This window comes from Micromonospora sp. NPDC004704 (genome assembly GCF_053601675.1).
Window position 1 is genome coordinate 100,371 of record NZ_JBSGCD010000022.1, and the last position, 22,648, is coordinate 123,018.

Below are 22,648 nucleotides of genomic sequence, written 5' to 3' on the forward strand. Positions count from 1 at the left end.
CACGACCGGACGCCCGATCGGGTACGCACGGACCGCCGGACCGACCCGGTGACCATGGACTGTTACGACGTCGCCGTTGTCGGTGCCGGCCCGGCCGGTGCGAGCGCCGCGCTGGCCGCCTGCCGGGCCGGTGCGAGCGTCCTCCTGCTTGACCGCTCCGACTTCCCCCGGGACAAGGCGTGCGGGGACGGAATCGCCGCACACACCCTGGACGTACTGGCCGAACTGGGGGTCCGGGACGCGGTTGACGGCTTCGCGGAGGTCCCGGCGCTGCGTTTGGTGGCACCGGGTGGGGGCCAGGTCGCCCGACCGCTGCCCCGGCCCGCGTACACGGTCCCCCGGCGGGTCTTCGACGCCCGTCTGGTCGCCGCCGCGGTAGCCGCCGGTGCGGAACTGCGGCGGCACACCGTACGCCGGATCGAAACCCGGCCCGACCGGGTGGTGCTGGACCGGATGCTGGCCGCGCGGGCCGTGGTCGGCGCCGACGGCGCCGGCTCGGTGGTCCGCCGGGCGCTCGGACACGGCAACAACCCCGACGGCCATCTCGCCATCGCCATCCGGGGCTACGCCCCAGCCGGTAACGGGCCGTTCGAACAGCAGATCATCACCTCGGGCCCCGGGTGGCCGGCCTACGCCTGGTCGTTCCCGATCGGCGACGGCCGGGCCAACGTCGGGTACGGGGAGGTCCTGCGCGGCACCCCGGTCAGCCGATCCCGCCTGATCGACGGTCTGCACACCCTCCTGCCCGACCTGGCCCCCGACTCCGTGACCGACCTGCGCGCCCACCACCTGCCGCTGTCCACCCGCCGACCGGCGCCCGGCCGGGGCCGGATCGTGCTCGCCGGTGACGCGCTCTCCCTGATCAATCCGTTCACCGGGGAGGGGATCTTCTACGCCGTCCTCTCCGGCGCCCTCGCCGGTACGGCCGCGGCCCGTTCCCCGCGCCACGCCGCCGACCGGTACGCCCACGCGCTGCGTCGCCGGCTCGGCCGGCACCTGCGGCACAGCTCGGCGGTCGCGCGGCTGGCCCGGCACCGGGTGGTGGTCGACGCGGCCATCCGGGCGGCGGAGCGTGACCGGCGGGTCTTCGGGGTCATGGTCGAGCTGGGGCTCGGTGACGGGCTGCTCGACCTGCGCACCATGCGGAAGATCGGACGCGGACTCGCCGCCCTCGGATAGGCGCCCCCGGCTCGCCCCAGGATTTAGGTCGTTAGTCTGCAGGGGATGACTCTGCGGGACCTGGTCTACTCAGCGTACGAACGGCGGTTGGCGGCGAAGCTGGCCGGTAAGCCCGTGCCCCAGCACGTTGGCGTGATGTGCGACGGCAACCGAAGATGGGCCCGCGAGATGGGCTACGTCGACCCGAACGACGGCCACCGGGTGGGTGCCGCCAAGATCAAACATGTCCTGGAATGGTGCGACCAGGCCGACATCGGGCACGTCACGCTCTACCTGCTCGCCACCGACAACCTGCGCCGGCCGGCGAGCGAGCTGGACCCGCTGCTCCAGATCATCGAGGACCTGGTCGTCGAACTCGCCGAGGAGGGCAACCCCTGGCGGCTACGGATGGTCGGCGCACTGGACCTGTTACCGGCACAGACCGCCACCGCGCTGAAGGCCGCCGAGGAACGTACCCGGGAACGGGCCGGTGGCGCCCAGGTGAACATCGCCGTCGGGTACGGCGGCCGCCGTGAGATCGCCGACGCCGTACGGTCACTGCTCTACGAACACGCCGCCGCCGGTGGGACGATCGAGGAACTCGCCGAGGTCCTCGACGTGGAACACATCGCCGAGCACCTCTACACCCGTGGTCAGCCCGATCCGGACCTGGTTATCCGCACCAGCGGGGAGCAGCGCCTGTCCGGCTTCCTGCTCTGGCAGTCGGCGCACTCCGAGTTCTACTTCTGCGACGCGAACTGGCCCGACTTCCGCCACGTCGACTTCCTCCGCGCCCTGCGCTCGTACGCCAGCCGCCAACGCCGCTACGGCGTCTAACCCACCCCGCACCCCACCCTCGGTCCGCTCTTGTAGTGAAAGAGTGCGAAACCGCGCCGGGATAGCCACTCTTTCTCTACAAGAGGGGCCACGGAGCCACGTGGGGAGGGGAGGGGTCAGTTGAAGCGGTTTACGGCTTCGGTGAGGAAGTCGCCGAGGGCTTCGGGGGAGTCGATGGTGAGGTCCGCGGCGGTGGCGACCTCTTCGCCGGTTTCCGGGTTGGCGACCGCGACACAGACGCCGAAGAAGTCGGGGTGGGTCTCCTCGCGGGCGCGCAGCGCGGCGAACGCCTTGATGTCCGAGACGTCGTCGCCGAAGTACCAGGCACACCCGGCGCCCTGCACGGCTTCGCCGATGACCATGCCCTTGTCCCGGTCGACCGGCGGCTTGATCTCGATGACCATCCGCCCGACCTGCACCCGCAGCCCACGGCGTTCGGCCTGCTCCCGGCCCCAGGACTCGATGGCCGGGCCGAGTTGCGGCGCGGTGCGGTAGTGCAGGGCGACGGAGAGCCGCTTGTACTCGACCAGGGTGCCGCCGGGTAGTTCGTCGCGGGCCTGCTGGGCCAGCTCGGCCATGGTCGGCACCCAGGGCAGCGCGGTCGGCTCGGTCACCGTCTCGCCGGAGCCGTGGCTGTGTTCCAGCCCGTAGAGGCCGTAGAGGTCGACCTCGGTCAGCCCGTTGAAGTGGTCGCGGAGGAACTCGACCGGGCGGGCCGAGACGATCGCCACCCGCTGGACCGCACCGGCCAGGGCGTCGAGGGCCGCGAGGACCTTCGGCGCAGGCTGGACCGCGGTCGGGTCGTCCTGGACCGGGGCGAGCGTGCCGTCGAAGTCGAAGAAGAGCACGCACTGCTCGGCCCGGCCGGTGGTGGCCTGCCAGGCCTGTTCCGCAGTCAGGGGACGGGTCGGGCGCTGATTGCCCGTGTTGATCGGCCGCACGGGCGTCAGCGTACCCCGGTCGTTACGGTCTTAGATGGAGTCCAGCTGAACCTTCAGTCGTCGCCTCCGAGCATGGCCCGTCGGCTGTGCATCCGTGGCCCGATCGGCACTACCGACGGGTCGGGGTGGCTGAGCAGGTAGCCCTCGACGAACCCGGTGTTGCGGTCGCCCGCGTGGCTGTCGAGCTCGTTCAGGCGGGCAATGAGGAATTCGGTGAGCGCGGTGACCCGCTCGTTGAGTCGTTCGTGCAGATCGGCGACGACGGCAAGAACGGTCGCGACCCCGGTGGCGGTGAGAGCGATCATGTTCACCACAACCGGAAGTTCCGCGCCGTTGACCGTGCCGAGCACGACGTTGGCGGTCACGCACAGTGTCACTGACACCGCCGCGACCATGACTGCCATCCATTTCAGGGTCATGGCTAGACCCCTCCTTCTGTCCCGCAGGGCTGGGTTCGGCTTTGTCCCGTCCCCCCGCCGACGACGAGCCCAAGCAGTACGAAAAGGCACGTTAGCGCGCGTGTTCAGGTGCTGGTGCGGTACGCCTGAGACGCATGTTGATTCTTGCGCCATTTGAGGAACTAGCCTGCTCGCTTACCCCCTTTTTGGACATCTCCTGGCAAGGTGGGCCGGTAAGCCAGATATCTGATTGTCTCTCTGATGTGAAATTTCTCCGCCTCGGAGACATTTGGATCTACCAGTCGGCGGAGCAGCGCCTCGACGTCCGGATCCATCGGCGGAGCGCTCGGGGCGGGTCGTCCGGAGGTGGCCCGGTCCCAGCCGAGCACCCCGAAGGCGGTGGTCGGCGGGATGCCGAGTCCTTCACAGAACGCGACGACGCGTTCGGCCTCCGGGTCGCTGGCCCACTCGCCGCGTACCCACCGGTTGATGGTCTGGCGGGAGACGCCGGTACGGCGGGAGACCTCCGTGCCCGACCACGCCCGGGTGGCGCGGGCGTCGTCGAGGGCCTTGCGTACGAAGGCGGCGAAGGCGATCTTGCGCCCGTGGGCACTGTCCGGCACGCGGTGACGGTACGGCCAGTCGTCGGATTCTGCCGGGGGCGGTGTGCTTTCGTGCCGTGCACGTGACACTTGGGTGGGGATCCCGGTAAACGACTTGGTGCTCGTGTTGAGGGGTATCACGTGGTCAGACTAGTGGTACGCAGGTCTGGGGGTAATCAGACGAAAAGATGATACTGTCACGTACGTGGGACGATCTAACGTGTGTCACGTGCTTGAGACCATCTGTGCTCACGTGGGTCACTTCCTCGTGACAGGAGGGATTCGGTGACCGAACTCGCAACCCGTGCCCAGGCATTCGGGTTGATCGCCGACGGGGTGGCCGCCGGGCTCAGTGCCCCGTGGCGCCTCTATCTGGCCCGTGGTTGTCGTTACCTGTCGCTGAACGTCGGCGACCGGGCCGAGTGGAACTCGTGGCGTACGCACCTGGGCTGCCCCGAGTTGAGTGTGCGGGTCTACGACGCGGGCGGGGAGATCCGTCGGGCCTCGGTGGCCGAGATCGTGCTCGACGGCTGCCGGATCAGTGTCGAGCTGGTCGAAGAGGTGAGTACGGACGATCTCGATCGGCTGCTCATCGCCGATCCCACCCCGACCGAGTCGGAGGACTCATGAACGGGCGACACGTACCGGCCGGGGTGGCCCGATGAGCCCCTTCTTCGCGGTTTTCCTCGTACTCCTGCTTGGCTCGTCCAGTTACGCCGCAGGGCGACTGCACGGCCAGCTCAGTTACCGGATCGGCTACCGGTTCGGTTACCGCCAGGGCTACTTCGACGGTGACCGGGGGGCCTGGAACCGCCGTCGGCGGGAAGCCCAGGCCGCCATCGCCTCGGTACTGGCCGGCCCACCGGCCGGTACCGCAGCCGCTCCGGACCCCGCCGCAGGGGACCAGGGCACGACGTACACGGGTTCTTCCTTCGCGGGGACCGCAACCAACGGCGGACGGCACTCCACCGACGCGTACGCCGGCCGGAACGCTTAGCCGGTGGCGCGGTGGGGTGAGCGGTCACTCGCGATCACGGTGCGTCGTCCGCGGCGGACACGCACCGTCGGGATCACGTCAGACCGGTGACGGTGATCCCACCGGCCGGGGTGCGCGCAGGGGGCATGCATCCCGGCCGGTCTCCGTACCGCCGGGCCGGGGGTCGAGCTGACTCCCGGCCCGGCGGGTTCCACCGGCGGGCGGGCCGGTCGACGTATTCGGTCCCGACCGTGCTCACCTGCTGTTACCGGCGTGGACGCGCGGCTGTCACCGGCGCGGACGGGGGCGCGCGGGCTATGGCGAGATGCATTCCGTATGCCCTAGCCGCGTCGGCGTCCGACAGCTAGCGTCTAGGCATGGCGAGGGGTCCTCCCACGCCAGCCGGCCGGCCCGGACTCTGAGTACTGATCCATGGGGCCCGCATCCGACCCCGTGGTTCCGGGCACCGGACGAGGCGGAACGCGGGTGGACCGGGTGCACGCCCGCCGGAGCAGCCTGTGACGACTCGCCGTACCAACTCCAGGGCCGACCAGGACCCGGGCGCGACTCCCGCGACCGGCCGTGCAAAGGGCGGACGGAGGGCCACCACGGCCCCGGCCGCCGGTCTGGAGCCCGCACCAACCGGCCGTGCCTACGTTCTGGACACCTCGGTGTTGCTCTCCGACCCGGCAGCGTTTCACCGGTTCGCCGAGCACGAGGTCGTTCTTCCGCTCGTGGTGATCTCCGAGTTGGAGGGGAAACGACACCATCCGGAGCTGGGCTGGTTCGCCCGCCAGGCCCTGCGCATGCTCGACGAACTGCGAATCAAGCACGGCCGGCTGGACCAGCCGGTGCCGACCAACGACGCCGGTGGCACGCTGCGGGTCGAGCTGAACCACGCCGACGATTCGGTGCTGCCGCCCGGTTTCCGCAACGAGTCCAACGACACCCGGATCCTCTCGGTCGCGCTCAACCTCGCCGCCGAGGGCCGCGAGGTCATCCTGGTCAGCAAGGACATGCCGCTGCGGGTCAAGGCCGCCTCGGTCGGCCTGACCGCCGACGAGTACCGGCACGGCCAGGCCAGCGACCCGACCTGGACCGGCATGGCCGAGCTGGAGCTGGGGGAAGAGCAGATAAACCAGCTGTACGCGGGTGAGCCGCTGGACCTGGACGAGGCGGCCGGGATGCCGTGTCACACCGGTCTGGTGCTGCACTCGCCCCGGGGCTCGGCGCTCGGCCGTACCGCACCGGACAAGACCGTACGGCTGGTTCGCGGCGACCGGGAGGCGTTCGGGTTGCGCGGGCGCTCGGCGGAGCAGCGGATCGCCCTGGACCTGTTGCTCGACGAGTCGATCGGGATCATCTCGCTCGGCGGCCGGGCCGGCACCGGCAAGTCCGCGCTGGCGCTCTGCGCCGGGCTGGAGGCGGTGATGGAGCGGCGCCGACACAAGAAGGTGATCGTGTTCCGCCCGCTCTACGCGGTCGGTGGCCAGGAGTTGGGCTACCTGCCGGGGTCGGAGTCGGAGAAGATGTCGCCGTGGGCCCAGGCGGTCTTCGACACCCTCGGCGCCGTGGTGCACGACAACGTGATGGACGAGGTGCTCGCCCGCGGGATGCTCGAGGTGCTCCCGCTGACCCACATCCGGGGCCGGAGCCTGCACGACGCTTTCGTCATCGTGGACGAGGCGCAGTCGCTGGAGCGTGGGGTCCTGCTCACCGTCCTGTCGCGGGTGGGTCAGGGGTCCAGGGTGGTGCTCACCCACGACGTCGCCCAGCGCGACAACCTCCGGGTCGGCCGGCACGACGGGGTCACCGCGGTGATCGAGGCGCTCAAGGGGCACCCGCTCTTCGCGCACGTCACGCTGACCCGGTCGGAACGGTCCCCGATCGCGGAGGTTGTCACCGATCTGTTGGAGGACATCCCGTTGTAACGGGAACGTACTGGGGCCTTTGACCTGGTTTAGGGCGATTTTTGAGTGGTCCAGGTCACAATCATGGTTGTTGGTTTCCCAGCCGACTCACTGTGCGCGATGGTGTGCTTCGAGCAACTCCTGTCCCAGGGACATCGGTAAAGATCGGTATCCCAGGGGCAAACGGTACGGATGATCACGAGTCGTCCGGTCCGGAGATCCCCGTGATCTGGGTGCTCGCGGTGCGTACGTGCCGGCCTCCGGGTCGGCTCGCGCCAGTCCTTGTCCCCGACGAAGGGATCACTTCGTGAGTCGGCTGTGGAGCCGCTTCGGCGTCCGGACACTCGCGGTCTCACTGCTGGTGGTGGGCGTCACCGGCGGATATTTCCTGGGCCAGGACCGGGAAACCCAGCAGGTCGGCATCAACGCCCAACTCATCGCCGACGCCGAGCGCGCGGAGTTCGACCTGTTGCGTGAGCGCAACGCCGCGCACAAGCAGGCGATGGCGGCCCAGTTGGCCGCCGAGCGGGAAGCCACCCGCAAGGCCGCCGAAACCGCGAAGGCAGCCGCCGAGCGGGCGCGCAAGGCCGACGCGGCGGCCGACCGGAAGAAGCGGGAAGCCAAGGCGGCCAACGCACCGGTCAAGCCGTACGACGGCCCGATCCCGGACTCGTGCAACGAGTACAGCGGCAACCGCGCGGTCGGCTGCGCGCTGATGCTGGAGGCCGGGTTCCCGCTGGCCGAGATGCCCTGCCTGGAGAAGCTCTGGACCAAGGAGAGCGGCTGGAACCCCAAGGCGAGCAACCCCTCGGGGGCGTACGGCATCCCGCAGGCCAAGCCCGGCAGCAAGATGAGCAGCGCCGGTGCGGACTGGCAGAACAGCGCCGCCACCCAGATCAAGTGGGGGCTGGGCTACGTCAAGAGTCGGTACAAGACGCCCTGTGGGGCGTGGTCGTTCTTCCAGAGCAAGGGCTACTACTGAGCACGGACGAACCGCAGCGACGTCGAAGGGTACGGGCGAGGGCCCGTACCCTTCCGTCTGTTTCGGGGCGGACCGGGAGATTCGCCACGGGCTGGCCGGTGGGAGCGGTGCCGGTCGTGCCGAGTCGGGTGGCGGTTGTCGGCGATAGCTGATAGCTACTTGAGGGTGACATTCGATTCCCGTAGCGGCGGAGACCCGTACCGGTTCGGCACCGACGCCTTCTACGCCTCCCTGGGCAAGGCGTTCGTGGCCATGTGCGCGGTCGTCCCGGTGCTCTTCGCGATAGAGGGGATCGACTACTGGCTGGGCGCGGGACTGGACGCCACGGCCGGGATCATCCCGCACCGGATCGACGGCCTCGACGGCGTGTTCTTCGCACCGTTCCTGCACCACGGCTTCAACCACCTCTACAGCAACAGCGTGCCGCTGATCCTGCTCGGTACGTTCGTGCTCGCCGCCGGAGCCCGCCGGTTCCTCTACTCCACCCTGGTGATCATGTTCGTCAGCGGGCTGGGGGTGTGGTTCACCGGCTCCGCGAACTCGATCGTGGTGGGTGCCAGCGGGATCATCTTCGGCTACCTGGGACTGCTGCTCATGCGCGGCATCGTCGAGCGGAGCTGGTGGAACTTCGCGGTGGTCCTGCTGGTCGGGCTCCTCTACGGCGGGCAGCTGTTCGGCGTACTGCCGACCGACGAGCCGATCTCCTGGCAGGGGCACCTGTTCGGGCTGATCGGCGGACTGGTGGCGGCGATCCTGTTCCGGCGTCGCCCGCAACGGGACGCCTACTCCTCCGAGTCGACGCTGAGCTACCCCTGACCGGAGTTCCGCCCCGCCTCGGCGTGCCGCCGCCGGACACATTGGCCGTGGGAGTGTCTTGCCTAGTCCTCATCCGTCCGCCTACGGTCGAAATCAGCAGATGTTGATCCGTAGGCGGAAGGCGACGGTGAGCACATGCGCGAGGTCGATGTCGCCATAATCGGGGCCGGTCCGACCGGCCTCTTCGCCGCCTACTATGCCGGCTTCCGGGGCCTTTCCGTCGCGCTGATCGACGCGTTGCCCGAGCCCGGTGGTCAGGTCACCGCGATGTACCCGGAGAAGGTCATCTACGACGTCGCGGGGTTCCCGTCGATCAAGGGTCGGGACCTGGTGTCGAACCTGGTGGTCCAGGCCGCCGCGTTCGATCCCGAGTACCTGCTCGGCGTACGGGCGGAGAAGCTCTCGTACCAGGCGGACCGGCCGGTGCTGAGCCTGAGCGACGGCACCGTGCTGCACTGCGGGTCGGTGCTGATCACCGGCGGGCTGGGCAGCTTCACCCCCCGCCCACTGCCGGCGGCGGACAGCTTCGTCGGCGGCGGCATCGTCTTCTTCGTACCGCACCTGGCCGACCTGGCCGGCCACGACGTGCTGATCATCGGTGGCGGGGACTCGGCCTTCGACTGGGCTCAGGCACTGGCGCCACTGGCCGCGTCGGTCACCCTGGTGCACCGGCGGGAGAAGTTCCGGGCGCACGCCGCGACCGTGGACCGGGTACGCAAGCTCCCGGTCCGGATCGTGGTCAACGCCGAGGTGACCAGGATCCACGGCGACGGCACGGTCACCGGCGCGGACATCGTCGTCAAGGGCGGGGTCGCGGAAACGGTGCCGGTGAACACCGTGGTCGCCGCGCTCGGCTTCACCGCCGACCTCGGTCCGCTGGCCGAGTGGGGGCTGGCGCTCGACAAGCGGCACATCCTGGTCGACAGCACCATGCTGACCAACCTGCCGAGGGTCTTCGCCGCCGGTGACATCACCGAATATCCGGGCAAGGTCCGGCTGATCGCCACCGGGTTCGGCGAGGCGGCCACCGCGGTCAACAACGCCGCCGTGGTGATCGACCCGGCCGCCCACCTCTTCCCCGGCCACTCCTCCGACGCAGGCTGACACCGCCGCCCCGGCCACTCCTCTGCCGCCCCTCGGGTCAGGAGGAGCTCTTCCGTGCGGCCTTGTTACGGCGGCCGGCGACGACCACCGCGACCAGGGTGAGGGCCGCTCCGAGCAGGGTGAACGGTCCCGGTCGGGCGGCGTCGCCGGGTGCGGCGAGGTCGATCAGGACCGCGCCGACCACCTGCCCCGCGATCGTCGCCAGGCTGAGCAGCAGCACCCCGGTGAACCGGACCAGGGCGGCGGCGATCGCGATGAACAGGATCCCGATCGGGCCGCCGAGATACAGCCACGGCTCGGTGGGCAGCGAGCCGGACGGCCAGCCACGGAACAGGAGGCTGACCGCGAAGGCGGCCAGGAGGGCCGCCGCGCCGACCGCGAAGTTGACGAACGTCGCGGTCAGGACGCTGCCGGAGGCGGCCCGTACCCGGCCGTTGACCGCCTGCTGCCAGGCCAGGCCGAGCCCGGCGAGGAGCGGCAGCAGGGCCAGGACCAGCCCGGCCGGGTCGTCCGGGCGGTCACCGACCGCGAGGAACACCGCCGGTACGGTGAGCGCCGCACCGGCCAGCCGGGCCGGGGTGACCAGTTGCCGCCCCGCCGGCCCGATTCCGGCCCGGTCGACCACCAGACTGCTCGCCGACTGGCCGGCGACCACGGCGACGGTGAAGATCGCCACCCCGAGCCGGCCGACGGTCAGTCCCTGGTTGGCCACCATGAACGCGCCGCAGGCACCGCCGAGGCACTGCCACGGGCGCAGCGAGCCGTCGCGCAGGGCGGAGCGGAACACCCCGAGGTGGCGGCGTCCGGCGCGACTGCCGAAGACCAGCAGGACGAGCGCGATCAGCCCCAGGCCGAACGAGACCACGGCGGCGGCGATGCCGTCGTGCAGCCGTACGCCGAGTTCGCCGTTGATCCGGGACTGCACGGCGACCGCGCCGCCGGAGACGACGGCGAGTCCGACGGCGCCCGCCCGGCGGCGGGTGTTGGGGGCTGGTTGTGCGACGGTACGCGTCTCGAGCAGGCTCATTCCTGCTCGGCCAGTGGACGGCCGTCGTAGTCGACGGCCGAGTAGAGGTTGAGCTTCTCCAGCCGGTGGTAGGAGTCGATCACGCGGATCGTGCCGCTCTTGGACCGCATCACGATCGACTGCGTGTACGCCCCACCGGAGCGGTAGCTGACCCCGCGCAGCAGGTCGCCGGAGGTGACCCCGGTAGCGACGAAGAAGCAGTTGTCCCCGGTGACGAGGTCGTCGGTGAACAGCACCCGGTCGAGGTCGTGCCCGGCGGCCAGGGCCTTCGCCCGCTCCTCCTCGTCGCGGGGCCAGAGCTTGGCCTGCATCGCCCCGCCCATGCACTTGAGGGCGCAGGCGGCGGTGATGCCCTCCGGGGTGCCGCCGATGCCCATCAGGACGTCGACCCCGGACTCGCCCCGGGCGGCGGCGATGGCACCGGCGATGTCGCCGTCGGAGATGAACCGGATGCCCGCGCCGACCCGCCGGATCTCCCGGATCAGCCCGTCGTGCCGGGGCCGGTCGAGTACGCAGACAGTGACGTCGGACACCTCGGTGTCCTTGATCTCGGCGATCCGGCGCAGGTTGTCGGCCACCCCGGCGTTGATGTCGATCACGTCGGCGTACGCCGGGCCGACGGCGATCTTCTCCATGTAGAAGACGGCGCTCGGGTCGAACATGGCGCCCCGCTCGGCCACCGCGAGTACGGCCAGGGCGTTCGGCATGCCCTTGCTCATCAGCGTGGTGCCGTCCACCGGGTCGACCGCCACGTCGACCTCGGGACCGGTCCCGTCGCCGACCACCTCGCCGTTGAACAACATGGGCGCGTTGTCCTTTTCGCCCTCACCGATCACCACCACCCCGCGCATCGGGATCGAGTTGATCAGCTTCCGCATGGCGTCGACGGCCGCGCCGTCGCCGCCCTCCTTGTCGCCGCGGCCGACCCAGCGGCCGGCGGCCATGGCCGCGGCCTCGGTCACCCGGACCAGGTCCAGGGCAAGGTTGCGGTCCAGGTCCTGGGGGATTCGAGTCCTGGTGACGGTCATGGCGGGGCTCCTCCTCGCGACGGTGCGGGGTGAACCGGCGGAAGGCCGAGCCTGCCGCCGGCCATGTCATAGATCCTGGCATGGTTCCGAACGTTGATCAGGTTCGGGGCGCGGGTGGTCCGGGTCGCGGCGGCCGGAGCGGCTGCCAAGATGGGTACGTGGACTCCGCTGCGCCTACCGACCGTGACTCGTTCGACGGCACCCCGACCGACCGTACCCAGAGTGACCGCGCGCCGGGCGGGCTCGGGTCAAGTGACCGCACTCCGAGTGACCAGTATCGGGCCGATCCGGACGACGCCGCCACGGAAGAGGTTGTGGCGGCCGCCACCCGTTCCGAGCGCTCGCCGAAGGACATGGCGATCTCGCTGCTCGTGCTCCTGATCCCGATCGCGTTGCTGATCGGGTTCTACCGGGTCTTCCTCGGTGGGGACCAGGCGGCCGAGATCGACCCGTCACCGACCGTCGCCCAGGCCCGGTCGATCAACGCGTTCCCGGTCAGCGAGCCGGCCGGGCTCGCCGACGGATGGCGCAGCATCACCGCGACCCTCCAGCGGCCCGAGGGCGCCGTGACCCTGCGGCTGGGCTACCTGAGCCCGGACGGCGGCGGCGTCCAGCTCGTGCAGAGCAACGTACCGGCGGAGCGGTTGCTGCCGGCGGAGCTGACCGACCAGGGGCAGCCGCAGGGCCCGGCCGACGTCGCCGGGCGTAGCTGGCTGACGTACACGGCTCGGGCGGGCGAGCGGGCCCTGGTGCTGATGGAGCCGGGACGAACGGTGATCGTGGTCGGTTCGGCCCGGGAGAGCGAACTGCGCGATCTCGCCGGATCACTGCGCTAGCGAGCGGCGCCGGTGTCGGAAAACCGGGTCGGGGGCGGATCGGGCCGGGAATGGCACACTCATCAGGGTGAGCGACGTGGCCGCATCGCCGGTGGATGGTGAGCTGGAAAGCTTCAGCCTGGTGGAACTGGCCGTGCTGCGGCTGAGCCGCGAGATCCTGAGCGGCAAGAGTGATCCCGGCCAGCGCCTGGTCGAGGAGCAGCTGACCCGGCGGCTGGGGATCAGCCGGGCACCGTTGCGGGAGGCGCTGCGGCTGCTGGCCCAGCAGGGGCTGGTCGAGCACGTACCGCGCCGGGGCGCCAGGGTCGCCACCCTCTCCGACCGGGACGTGGCCGAGCTGTACGCCGTACGGGACGTGCTGGAGCGGCACGCGGTGGAGTCCGCGTTGCCGGTGGCGCAGGACAGTGACCTGAGCGGGTTGCGGGACGCCATCGAGCGGATGCGCGCGGCGACCGCGTCCGAGGACCGGTTGGGGGTGGCGGAGGCGCACCGGGCGTTCCACGTGGCGGTGGTCGCGCTCGCCGGCAACCGCCAGCTCACCGTGATCTACGAGTCGATCCTGGTCCGGTTGCAGCTCTACATGGCGGTCAACCTGCGCCGGGAGTCCGAGAACGCACAGCCGTCGGACGCCGTACGCCGGCACGAGCGGCTACTCAAGGCGGTCGCGGCGGGGGAGCCGGCAGCGGTGATCGCCGAGCTGGGCGCGCACGGGGGCCGTTCGTACCTCGACTGATCCGGGTCCGGCGGGCTCCCGCTGGTGGCCGGAGCCCGGCGGCGGCGAACCGAACCGGTGGCCGGGCAGGAGTGATTCGCGACACATTGTCGTTACCTTCGCCGCCGTTGGTGGAAACAGAAACTGTCGACAATCGACCGTATGGCAGCCCCGACATCCCCGCTGACCGACCTCCGGCAGGCGTACACCGGTGGGCGGCGGACCACCGTCGACACGGTGGAACAGGTTCTGACGGAGTTGGCCCGCGAGGACGACCGGAACGTCTGGATCAGCACGCTGCCGCCGGCCGAGCTGCGGGCCCGCGCAGCCGACCTGCACCGGATGAGGGACCGGATGGACCGGCTCCCGCTGTACGGGGTGCCGTTCGCGGTCAAGGACAACATCGACGTCGCGGGGCTGCCCACCACCGCCGGCTGTCCCGAGTTCGCGTACCTGCCCGAGCGGACCGCCCCGGTGGTCCGGCGACTGCTCGACGCGGGCGCGATCCTGGTCGGCAAGACCAACCTCGACCAGTTCGCCACCGGGCTGACCGGATCGCGGTCGCCGTACGGCAGGGTCGAGAGCGTCTTCGGCGGCGGTCTCGTCGCCGGCGGCTCCAGCTCCGGTTCGGCCGTCGCGGTCGCCGCCGGCTCGGTCACCTTCGCCCTGGGTACGGACACCGCCGGCTCCGGTCGGGTGCCGGCCGCCCTCAACGGCATCGTCGGCCTCAAACCGACCCGAGGACTGCTCAGTACGTCCGGCGTGGTGCCGGCGTGCCGCTCGCTGGACTGCGTCTCCGTCTTCACCGCCGAGGTGACCGACGCGGTGACCGTCCTGGAGGTCGCCCGTGGCGTCGACGCCGACGACCCGTGGAGCCGGCCGCTGCCGGCGCACCTGGCCGAGCCGCGCGACCCGGCGACGCTCCGGCTCGGTCTCCCGCCCGTGGCACAACTCGACTTCTTCGGCGACCACGGCCAGGCCGACCGGTACGCACACAGCCTCGCCGGCCTGACCCGAGCGGTGGCGGGCACGTCCCCGATTGACCCGGTGCCGCTGCTCGAAGCCGGTGACCTGCTCTACCAGGGCCCCTGGGTCGCCGAACGGCTCGCCACCCTCGACGGTTTCCTCCGGGCACGTCCGGACGCGCTGCTGCCGGTCACCCGTACCGTCCTGGAGAGCGGCCGGCGGTTCGACGCGGTCGACACCTTCCGCGCGCTGCACCGGTTGCAGGAACTCCGGGCCTGGACCGACCGGCTCTGGGAGCGGGTCGACGTGCTGGTGCTGCCGACCATCGGGACCACGTTCACCCTCGCGGAGATCGCCGAGGAGCCGATCGCCCGCAACCTGGTGCTCGGCCGCTACACCCAGTTCGTCAACCTGCTCGATCTGGCCGCGGTGACCATCCCGAACGGCTTCACCGACGACGGCCGCCCGGCCAGCCTCACCCTGATCGGGCCGGCGTTCAGCGACACCACGCTCGCCCGGCTCGCCGCCGCGATCACCGCACCGGACCGGCCGGCGCCGGCCGTCGCTCCGGCGCCACCCGCCAACGGGAGCGCGGTCACGCCGGGGCGGATCGACGAACCCGCGCTGCTGGTCGCCGTGGTCGGTCGGCACCTGACCGGTGAGTCGCACAACGGTGAACTGGTCGAACGCGGAGCGGTGCTGGCGGGTACGGCGTACACGGCTCCGCTCTACCGGCTCTACCGCCTGCCCACGCCGGACGGGACCGGGCTGCCGGGTCTGGTCCGGGTGAGCACCACCGGGCACTCCGGCACCGGGGTGTCGATCGAGGTGGAGCTCTGGCGACTGCCCGCGACCGCCCTCGGCGGTCTGCTGGACGGCGTACCCGCCCCGCTCGGGCTGGGCCGGCTCCGGCTCGCCGACGGGCGCGAGGTCCTCGGCTTCCTCTGCGAGTCCTACGCCACCGGCGCCGGAACCGAGGACATCAGCGCGACCGGCGGCTGGCGGGCGTACCGCCGGACCGTGGCATCGACGACAACAGGGAGGACCACATGACGCGGATAGGGCCGGTCAAGGCCGACCCGTACCTCTGGCCGTACGACGGTTCGGCTCCGGTCGAGCGCACCGCACTGCTCTGCATCGACTGGCAGACCGACTTCTGCGGGCCGGGCGGCTACGTCGACAGCATGGGTTACGACATCGGGTTGACCAGGGCCGGTCTGCCGGCCACCGCCCGACTGCTCGCCCACGTCCGGGCGCTCGGGATGCTGGTCGTGCACACCCGGGAGGGGCACGACCCGGACCTGTCCGACCTGCCGGCCAACAAGCGGTGGCGGTCCGCGCAGATCGGCGCGGAGATCGGTGCTCCCGGCCCGCGCGGCCGGATCCTGGTACGGGGCGAGCCGGGCTGGGAGATCGTGCCCGAGGTCGCACCGGCACCGGGGGAGGTCGTGGTCGACAAGCCCGGCAAGGGCGCGTTCTACGCCACCAACCTCGACCTGGTGCTGCGTACGCGGGGCATCACCCACCTGATCCTCACCGGCATCACCACCGACGTGTGTGTGCACACCACGATGCGGGAGGCCAACGACCGGGGCTACGAGTGCCTCATCCTCGCCGACTGCACCGGGGCCACCGACCCGACCAACCACGCCGCCGCGCTGCACATGGTGACCATGCAGGGCGGCGTCTTCGGTGCCGTCGCCACCGCCGACGACGTCATCAACGCCACCACGACCTGATCCGGCACCCCCCTGAGTCGTTGAGGAGTGGTCATGCGCAGCGTCGACGCGCGCCCTTCCCCGTACACCTTCGACCCCGCGACCACCGCGCTGCTGGTGATCGACATGCAGCGCGACTTCCTGGAGCCCGGCGGCTTCGGCGAGAGCCTCGGGAACGACGTCGCCGAACTCCGGCGCACCATCGCCCCGCTGGCCGCGCTGCTGACCGCCGTACGCGCGGCCGGTCTGACCGTCATCCACACCCGCGAGGGCCACCGGCCCGACCTGTCCGACTGCCCACCGGCGAAGCTGCACCGGGGCGCCCCGAGCAAACGGATCGGTGACCCCGGCCCGAACGGGCGAATCCTGATCCGGGGCGAGTACGGCCACGACATCATCGACGAGCTGAAGCCGGTCGCCGGTGAGCCGGTGATCGACAAGCCGGGCAAGGGCGCCTTCTACGCCACCGAACTCGAATCCCTGCTCGCCGAGCGGGGGATCCGCAGCCTGCTGGTGACCGGGGTGACGACCGAGGTCTGCGTACACACCACGGTCCGGGAAGCCAACGACCGGGGGTACGAGTGCCTCGTGCTCGCCGACTGCGTCGGGTCCTACTTCCCCGAGTTCCAGCGGATCGGGCTCGACATGATCGCCGCCCAGGGCGGGATCTTCGGCTGGGTCGGGGACTCCGCCGACCTGCGCCACGCACTGCACACCACGTCCGTGTTGCAATCCTCCTGACCGGGAGCAGTCATGGTCAAGATCGAGTCGTCCGCCGCCCCGCTGCCGTACTGGGTCCGCGGCGACACCAACGCCTTCTTCGGCTTCGGCGTCAACGTCCTGGTCAACGTACTCACGTTGACCGGGCTCTGCCTCGGAGTGATCAAACTCGGCTCCGGTGACGTGTTCGGCACCATCCTGCCCGCGCTGGGCATCGCCCTGGTCGCCGGCAACGTCTACTACACGCTGCTCGCCCGCCGGCTGGCCCGCCGGGAGAACCGGACCGACGTCACCGCGCTGCCGTACGGGCCGAGCGTGCCGCACATGTTCATCGTCATCTTCGTGATCATGTTGCCGATCTACCTGCGTACGCAGGACCCCCGGCAGGCCTGGCAGGCCGGTGTCGCCTGGGCGTTCATCATCGGCGTGATCGTGCTCATCGGCGCGTTCGTCGGCCCGTACATCCGCCGGTACGCGCCGCGCGCCGCACTGCTCGGCACCCTCGCCGGCATCTCCATCACCTTCATCTCGATGAACCCGGCCGGTCAGATGTGGCGGATGGCCTGGATCGCCCTGCCGGTGCTGGCGTTGCTGTTGATCGGACTGCTCACCGACGTCAAACTCCCCGGCAACATCCCGATCGGCCTGGCCGCCCTGCTGCTCGGTACGGCCATCGGCTGGATCGGTGGGGCGATGTCGGTGCCGGACGTGAGCGCGGCGGCGCGGGACATCGCGTTCGCCGTACCGTCGTTCGAGTTCGGGTTGCTGGTCGACGGGCTCACCGACATGGCGCCCCTGCTCGCCACCGCCATCCCGCTCGGGGTCTACAACTTCACCGAGGGCATGACGAACGTGGAGAGCGCGGCCACCGCCGGTGACAACTACAACCTGCGCAGCGTGCTGCTCGCCGACGGTGCGGGTGCGGTGGTCGGGGCGGCGCTCGGCTCCCCGTTCCCGCCCGCGGTCTACGTCGGGCACCCCGGCTGGAAGGCGGCCGGTGGCCGGAGCGGCTATTCGATGGCCACCGGCGTGGTCATCGCGCTCCTCTGCTTCCTGGGCATGTTCGGCCTGTTGTCCACCATTTTCCCGACCGCGGCGATCGTACCGATCCTGCTCTACATCGGACTGCTGATCGGGGCGCAGGCGTTCCAGGCGACTCCTCGGGCCCACGCGGCGGCGGTGGTCGCGGCGCTGATCCCGAACATCGCGGCGTGGGCGACCGGTCAGATGGACAACGCCCTGGCCGCGGCCGGTACGAGCGCCGCCGAGGTCGGCGATGCCGCGCTGGCCGGTGCCGGAGTGGTGTACGACGGGCTGCTGGTGCTCGGTCAGGGTGCCATCCTCGCCGGGCTGGTGCTGGGCGCACTGGTCGCGTTCATCATCGACAAACGCTTCTGGCAGGCGACGATCACGGCCGGGGTGGGAGCGGTCCTCTCCTTCATCGGGCTGATCCACGGCCCGCAGATCGAGTGGAACGCGAACGGTCAGGTCGCCCTCGGTTACCTCTTCGTCGCACTGATCTGCGCCGCCTTCGCCCTCGCGAAGATCCCCCCGCGCGTACCCGACCCCGACGAACAGGATCTCGACTCCCCGCCCACCCCGGAACCCGCCCCCGTTCCCGCCCCCGCCCCCGCCCCCGCCCCCGCCCCCGCCTCGTCGATCTAGGGCAAATACGTGCTTGTTGATCACCATCGACCCCCATTTGCCCTAGATCGCGCAGCGGTTGGGGTGGGGAGAGGAGAGAGGGAGGAGGGGTTGTGGAGGTGGATGTAGGGGTGGCGGTGGATCGGGGTGAGGTGGTGGCCGAGGTGATGGCGGCCTTCGTCGCGTACGAGGAGGCGTTGGTGGCGGGCGATCCGGAGCGGATCGTCGGGTACTTCTGGGATGCGCCGCAGACGGTACGGTTCGGCATCGCCGACCGTCAGGACGGCTTCGAGGAGCAGCGGGCGTGGCGGGCGGTCCAGCCGCCGCTGCCGCCGGGCCGGTGGCTGCGGGGGACCCGGGTCACCACGTTCGGTGCCGACTTCGCCGTGGTCACCACCCTCTTCGGGTACGCCGACGGCGACGCGACCGGACGCCAGTCCCAGACCTGGGTACGCCTGCCGGTCGGTTGGCGGATCGTCGGCGCGCACGTCTCCGAACCGCAGTCGACGGTGGTGCCGTGAGGGAAATTTATGGCAGACCTGAGCTAGGTTTATGTAACAATTAAGGGTTTCTGCGGCAAAGATGTCCAGGCGTTAGGCTACGGCGTTCAGCCAGCGGCGTACCGACGCCGAGACATCTCGAAGGGGATCCCCACGTGAGAATTCGGCGCTCGAGCGTCATCGTTCTCGTCGGCGCGGTTCTGTTCGTCCCCGGGCTCGCCGCGTGCGAGCCGGGGGGCGTCAAGACCGCCGCCTCGCAGAGCCCGGCCACCTCCACCGATCCCAAGCAGGCCCTGCTCGCCTCCACCCTGGAGATCGCCAAGGGCAACTTCAGCTTCGCCATGAAGGGCGACAGCCTGGCCGGCGAGGGTGTGGTGCACCTGCCCAGCAACAGCGCCCGGGTGCAGCTGACCACCGGCGACGCCGGCAGTTCCGCCCTGGCGATGGACATGATCTACGTCGGGTCGGACAGCTGGATCAAGATCAAGGGTGCCGGGCTGGAGAGCGTGCCCGGGTTGGGTCAGCTTGCCACCGGCAAGTACCACCACCTCGACAAGACCAAGATCAAGGGGATCGCGGCGCTGGACTTCGACTTCCAGGACGTCGACCCCGCCGGTGCCGCCCAGCTCACCCAGGCCGTGGTTGACGTACAGAAGACCGGCGCCGACCTGTTCACCGGCAACATCGACCTGACCAAGGCGACCGACTCGCGGCTGGCCGAGCAGTCGGTCATCGAGAACCTCGGCGCGCAGGCAACCAAGCTGCCCTTCGAGGCAAAGGTCGACCAGCAGGGCCGGCTCGTCCAGTTGACCATCAAGGTGCCGGCGGTCGGCCAGAACGCGGCACAGGATCTTCAGGTCACCTACTCCGACTACGGTACGGCTACCGCGCCGACGGCACCGCCGGCCGCCGAGGTCGTCGAGACGCCGGCCTCGGTGTACGACCTGTTCAAGTAGGTCTGCACCCGGTACTGACCCGATGGGGACGGCCACGTGCCGTCCCCATCGCGTACCCGGCTCGGGGGGTCAGGCGGTGGCGTTGCCCTCCCGGGCCCGGCGGGCGGCGTCGATCCGGTCCCGGGCGCCGTCCAGCCAGCGCTGGCAGACCTCGGCCAGCCGCTCGCCGCGCTCCCAGAGCGCCAACGACTCCTCCAGCGAGGTCCCGCCGGTCTCCAGCCGCTCCACCACCGACGCCAACTCGGCCCGGGCCTGCTCGTAACTGAGCTTCTCGTCCGGGGCGGCGGTCCGCTTCTTCTCGTCAGTCATGATTTCCCATCTCGGCACGGCAGGTCACGTCGAAGGCACGGCAGGTCACGTCGAAGGCACGGCAGGTCACGTCGGAAGATCACCCGTCAGCCGTTCACGGTCGCGGAGAGCTCACCCTCGGCGAGGCGGATCCGGAGCCGGTCACCGTCGGCCACCTCATCCGAGGCGCGTACGACCTGGTTGTCGGCGCGCTGCACGATGGCGTACCCGCGCTCCAGGGTCGCCGCCGGGGAGAGAGCGCGCAGCCGCGCCACGGTCTGGCGCAGGTCCCCGGTCGCGGTGCCGATCCGGTGGTCCAGGCACCGACCGGCCCGGTCGCGCAGGGCACCGAGATCGGCCGCGCGCTGGTCGATCATGACCTCCGGTCGGGCCAGCACCGGTCGGGACCGGAGCCCGTCGAGCCGGTGCGACTCCCGGTCCAGCAGACCGCGTACGGCCCGGTCCAGCCGGTGCCGGGCCTGCCCGATCAGCCGCTGCTCCTCGGCCAGGTCGGGGACGATCCGCTTGGCGGCGTCGGTCGGTGTGGAGGCGCGCAGGTCGGCGACGTAGTCGACCAGCGGGGCGTCGCTCTCGTGCCCGATCGCGCTGACCACCGGCGTACGGCACCCGAAGACCGCCCGGCACAGCGCCTCGTCGGAGAAGGGGAGCAGATCCTCCACCCCGCCCCCGCCCCGGGCCAGCACGATCACGTCCACGCTCTCGTCCGCGTCCAGTACGCGCAGCGCGTCGATGATCTGCGGTACGGCGGTCGGCCCCTGGACCGCCACGTTGATGGTCCGGAAGTCCACCGCCGGCCACCGGCGCTGGGTGTTGAGCAGGACGTCCCGCTCGGCCGCCGAGGCCCGTCCGGTGATCAACCCGATCCGGTTCGGCAGGAACGGCAGGCGTCGCTTGCGGGCGCGGTCGAAGAGGCCCTCGGCGGCGAGCAGCTTCTTCAGCTTCTCCAGCCGGGCCAGCAGTTCGCCGAGCCCCACCTGGCGGATTTCGTCGGCCCGCAGGCTCAGCGTGCCGCGTCCGGCGTAGAACTCCGGTTTCGCGTGCAGGATCACCCGGGCGCCCTCGGCGAGCTCGGGGGCCCCGGTGTCGAGCACGTCCCGGCTGGCGGTGACGGTGAGGCTGAGGTCGGCCGAGGGGTCACGCAGGGTGAGGAAGACGGTGGCGGCGCCGGGACGACGGCTGATCTGGGCGATCTGTCCGTCGACCCAGACCCAGCCCAATTTGGCGATCCAGGCACTCACCTTCTGGCTGACCACCCGTACCGGCCACGGCTCTTCGGGGGTGCTGCGTCCAGCGCCGGCCTCGGTCATCCGGTCAGCCTACGGCCGGCCCGCCCGAGCGCCGGCCCGGCCCGCCCCGTGTCCGGCCATCGGCGCGTCCCCGGTCACAGCGGCCGGGTGCCCCCGGTGTGCGGTGCTGCGGCGGCCCGCTGCCCCGGCCCGGATCGGCACGTAGACTGACCCCTGTGATCGAGGCTGAGGCGACTCCCCAGACCCGCAAGCGTGTGTTGCTGGCCAAGCCGCGCGGCTACTGTGCCGGCGTCGACCGGGCGGTGCAGACCGTGGAGGAGGCACTCAAGCTCTACGGCGCGCCGATCTACGTACGCAAGCAGATCGTGCACAACAAGCACGTGGTCTCGACCCTGGAGCGGCAGGGCGCGATCTTCGTCGAGGAGAACGACGAGGTGCCCGAGGGGGCGACCGTGATCTTCTCCGCGCACGGGGTCGCCCCGGAGGTCTACGAGCAGGCGAAGCAGCGCTCACTGCGGGCGATCGACGCGACCTGCCCACTGGTCACCAAGGTGCACCACGAGGCCCGTCGGTTCGCCGCCGAGGACTACGACATCCTGCTGATCGGCCACGAGGGCCACGAGGAGGTCGTCGGTACGGCCGGCGAGGCTCCCGCGCACATCCAACTCGTCGACGGGCCGGACGGCGCCGACCAGGTGACCGTACGGGACCCGTCGAAGGTGGTCTGGCTGTCCCAGACCACGCTGTCGGTGGACGAGACGCTGGAGACGGTGGCCCGGCTCAAGCAGCGGCTGCCGCTGCTGCAGTCGCCGCCGAGCGACGACATCTGCTACGCCACCTCCAACCGGCAGCACGTGGTCAAGCAGATCGCGGCGGACTGCGACGTGGTGATCGTGGTCGGTTCGCCCAATTCGTCCAACTCGGTCCGCCTGGTCGAGGTGGCCGTCGACGCCGGTGCTCGTGCGGGCTACCTGGTCGACTACGCCTCGGAGATCTCCGACGAGTGGTTGACCGGCGCCACCACGGTCGGGCTGACCTCGGGTGCCAGCGTCCCGGACGAGCTGGTCATGCAGGTGCTGGACCACCTCGCCGAGCGTGGCTTCACCGACGTGGCCGAGGTGACCACCGCCGACGAGCGGCTCACCTTCTCCCTGCCGCAGGAGCTGAAGCGGGACATGAAGGCCGCCGCCGCGGCCCGGTCCGTCGAAGCCGCCGCGCTCGCCGCCAGCGCCGGCAACGGCTGACCGGGGTACGCGGTGCC

Annotated in this window: 24 protein-coding genes; 17 read left to right on the plus strand and 7 right to left on the minus strand. The window is 70.6% G+C overall.

Going from position 1 to position 22,648, the window contains the following annotated elements:
- Positions 1-54: 54 nt before the first annotated feature.
- Positions 55-1,179, plus strand: a complete 1,125-nt coding sequence (locus ACWEFB_RS26060; protein ID WP_452289506.1) for an NAD(P)/FAD-dependent oxidoreductase — start codon at positions 55-57, stop codon at positions 1,177-1,179.
- A gap of 45 nt (positions 1,180-1,224) precedes the next feature.
- On the plus strand, positions 1,225-1,995 hold the full coding sequence (locus ACWEFB_RS26065; protein WP_326562588.1) for an isoprenyl transferase: 771 nt from the start codon (positions 1,225-1,227) through the stop codon (positions 1,993-1,995).
- A 116-nt stretch (positions 1,996-2,111) separates the two neighbouring features.
- Here the strand turns inward: ACWEFB_RS26065 and otsB are convergent, their stop codons facing one another.
- The 3 genes from otsB to ACWEFB_RS26080 form a co-directional block, all read right to left on the minus strand.
- Positions 2,112-2,936, minus strand: a complete 825-nt coding sequence (gene otsB / locus ACWEFB_RS26070; RefSeq protein ID WP_326562589.1) for a trehalose-phosphatase — start codon at positions 2,934-2,936, stop codon at positions 2,112-2,114.
- A gap of 53 nt (positions 2,937-2,989) precedes the next feature.
- The gene (locus tag ACWEFB_RS26075) at positions 2,990-3,355 is read right to left on the minus strand and encodes a hypothetical protein (protein ID WP_326562590.1); all 366 of its coding nucleotides are present in this window, start codon (positions 3,353-3,355) and stop codon (positions 2,990-2,992) included.
- A 161-nt stretch (positions 3,356-3,516) separates the two neighbouring features.
- Entirely contained in the window at positions 3,517-3,957 is a 441-nt protein-coding gene (locus ACWEFB_RS26080; protein ID WP_452289461.1) for an XRE family transcriptional regulator, read from the minus strand.
- Between the two features lie 264 nt (positions 3,958-4,221).
- Between ACWEFB_RS26080 and ACWEFB_RS26085 the strand changes: the two genes are divergently transcribed.
- The 6 genes from ACWEFB_RS26085 to ACWEFB_RS26110 all read left to right on the plus strand — a co-directional run bounded on the left by ACWEFB_RS26085 (position 4,222) and on the right by ACWEFB_RS26110 (position 9,724).
- On the plus strand, positions 4,222-4,566 hold the full coding sequence (locus tag ACWEFB_RS26085; RefSeq protein ID WP_326562592.1) for a hypothetical protein: 345 nt from the start codon (positions 4,222-4,224) through the stop codon (positions 4,564-4,566).
- A 31-nt stretch (positions 4,567-4,597) separates the two neighbouring features.
- On the plus strand, positions 4,598-4,933 hold the full coding sequence (locus tag ACWEFB_RS26090; protein ID WP_452289463.1) for a hypothetical protein: 336 nt from the start codon (positions 4,598-4,600) through the stop codon (positions 4,931-4,933).
- Positions 4,934-5,430: 497 nt separating this feature from the next.
- Entirely contained in the window at positions 5,431-6,843 is a 1,413-nt protein-coding gene (locus ACWEFB_RS26095) for a PhoH family protein (RefSeq protein ID WP_326562594.1), read from the plus strand.
- A gap of 286 nt (positions 6,844-7,129) precedes the next feature.
- Complete coding sequence (locus tag ACWEFB_RS26100; RefSeq protein WP_452289466.1) at positions 7,130-7,804, plus strand: aggregation-promoting factor C-terminal-like domain-containing protein; 675 nt, start codon at positions 7,130-7,132, stop codon at positions 7,802-7,804.
- Between the two features lie 165 nt (positions 7,805-7,969).
- Positions 7,970-8,620: a rhomboid family intramembrane serine protease gene (locus tag ACWEFB_RS26105; RefSeq protein WP_326562596.1), complete on the plus strand. Its 651-nt coding sequence runs from the start codon at positions 7,970-7,972 to the stop codon at positions 8,618-8,620.
- A 135-nt stretch (positions 8,621-8,755) separates the two neighbouring features.
- Positions 8,756-9,724, plus strand: a complete 969-nt coding sequence (locus tag ACWEFB_RS26110) for an NAD(P)/FAD-dependent oxidoreductase (RefSeq protein WP_326562597.1) — start codon at positions 8,756-8,758, stop codon at positions 9,722-9,724.
- Between the two features lie 37 nt (positions 9,725-9,761).
- Here ACWEFB_RS26110 and ACWEFB_RS26115 read toward each other — a convergent pair whose 3' ends face one another.
- Together ACWEFB_RS26115 and glpX are read right to left on the minus strand one after the other, a co-directional pair.
- Positions 9,762-10,751 carry a DMT family transporter gene (locus ACWEFB_RS26115; RefSeq protein ID WP_452289469.1) on the minus strand — a complete coding sequence of 330 codons (990 nt, stop codon included), beginning with the start codon at positions 10,749-10,751 and terminating at the stop codon, positions 9,762-9,764.
- The gene (gene glpX, locus ACWEFB_RS26120) at positions 10,748-11,779 is read right to left on the minus strand and encodes a class II fructose-bisphosphatase (protein ID WP_363602496.1); all 1,032 of its coding nucleotides are present in this window, start codon (positions 11,777-11,779) and stop codon (positions 10,748-10,750) included. The genes ACWEFB_RS26115 and glpX overlap by 4 nt, the downstream gene beginning before the upstream one ends.
- Positions 11,780-11,937: 158 nt before the next feature.
- Between glpX and ACWEFB_RS26125 the strand changes: the two genes are divergently transcribed.
- The 8 genes from ACWEFB_RS26125 to ACWEFB_RS26160 all read left to right on the plus strand — a co-directional run bounded on the left by ACWEFB_RS26125 (position 11,938) and on the right by ACWEFB_RS26160 (position 19,831).
- A complete protein-coding gene (locus ACWEFB_RS26125) occupies positions 11,938-12,615 on the plus strand; it encodes a DUF4245 domain-containing protein (RefSeq protein ID WP_452289471.1) in 678 nt (225 codons plus the stop codon).
- Positions 12,616-12,682: 67 nt separating this feature from the next.
- A complete protein-coding gene (locus ACWEFB_RS26130) occupies positions 12,683-13,348 on the plus strand; it encodes a GntR family transcriptional regulator (RefSeq protein WP_452289473.1) in 666 nt (221 codons plus the stop codon).
- 141 nt (positions 13,349-13,489) lie between these two features.
- Positions 13,490-15,346, plus strand: a complete 1,857-nt coding sequence (atzF, locus tag ACWEFB_RS26135; protein WP_452289475.1) for an allophanate hydrolase — start codon at positions 13,490-13,492, stop codon at positions 15,344-15,346.
- Positions 15,343-16,032, plus strand: coding sequence for a biuret amidohydrolase (biuH, locus tag ACWEFB_RS26140; protein ID WP_326562603.1), 690 nt, complete (start codon positions 15,343-15,345; stop codon positions 16,030-16,032). Before atzF ends, biuH begins: the two co-directional genes overlap by 4 nt.
- A gap of 33 nt (positions 16,033-16,065) precedes the next feature.
- The gene (locus ACWEFB_RS26145) at positions 16,066-16,752 is read left to right on the plus strand and encodes a cysteine hydrolase family protein (protein WP_452289478.1); all 687 of its coding nucleotides are present in this window, start codon (positions 16,066-16,068) and stop codon (positions 16,750-16,752) included.
- Between the two features lie 12 nt (positions 16,753-16,764).
- The gene (locus ACWEFB_RS26150; protein ID WP_452289480.1) at positions 16,765-18,396 is read left to right on the plus strand and encodes a regulator; all 1,632 of its coding nucleotides are present in this window, start codon (positions 16,765-16,767) and stop codon (positions 18,394-18,396) included.
- Positions 18,397-18,488: 92 nt separating this feature from the next.
- The gene (locus ACWEFB_RS26155; RefSeq protein WP_452289482.1) at positions 18,489-18,896 is read left to right on the plus strand and encodes an AtzH-like domain-containing protein; all 408 of its coding nucleotides are present in this window, start codon (positions 18,489-18,491) and stop codon (positions 18,894-18,896) included.
- Positions 18,897-19,030: 134 nt separating this feature from the next.
- Positions 19,031-19,831 (plus strand): hypothetical protein, encoded by an 801-nt coding sequence (locus tag ACWEFB_RS26160; protein WP_452289484.1) that lies wholly within the window; start codon positions 19,031-19,033, stop codon positions 19,829-19,831.
- 69 nt (positions 19,832-19,900) lie between these two features.
- Here the strand turns inward: ACWEFB_RS26160 and ACWEFB_RS26165 are convergent, their stop codons facing one another.
- Positions 19,901-20,140 (minus strand): exodeoxyribonuclease VII small subunit, encoded by a 240-nt coding sequence (locus tag ACWEFB_RS26165; protein WP_326562608.1) that lies wholly within the window; start codon positions 20,138-20,140, stop codon positions 19,901-19,903.
- Positions 20,141-20,226: 86 nt separating this feature from the next.
- Positions 20,227-21,447 (minus strand): exodeoxyribonuclease VII large subunit, encoded by a 1,221-nt coding sequence (xseA, locus tag ACWEFB_RS26170; RefSeq protein WP_452289486.1) that lies wholly within the window; start codon positions 21,445-21,447, stop codon positions 20,227-20,229.
- 155 nt (positions 21,448-21,602) lie between these two features.
- On the opposite strand from xseA, the gene ACWEFB_RS26175 reads away from it, so the two are divergent.
- Positions 21,603-22,631 carry a 4-hydroxy-3-methylbut-2-enyl diphosphate reductase gene (locus tag ACWEFB_RS26175; RefSeq protein WP_326562610.1) on the plus strand — a complete coding sequence of 343 codons (1,029 nt, stop codon included), beginning with the start codon at positions 21,603-21,605 and terminating at the stop codon, positions 22,629-22,631.
- Positions 22,632-22,648 lie beyond the last annotated feature (17 nt).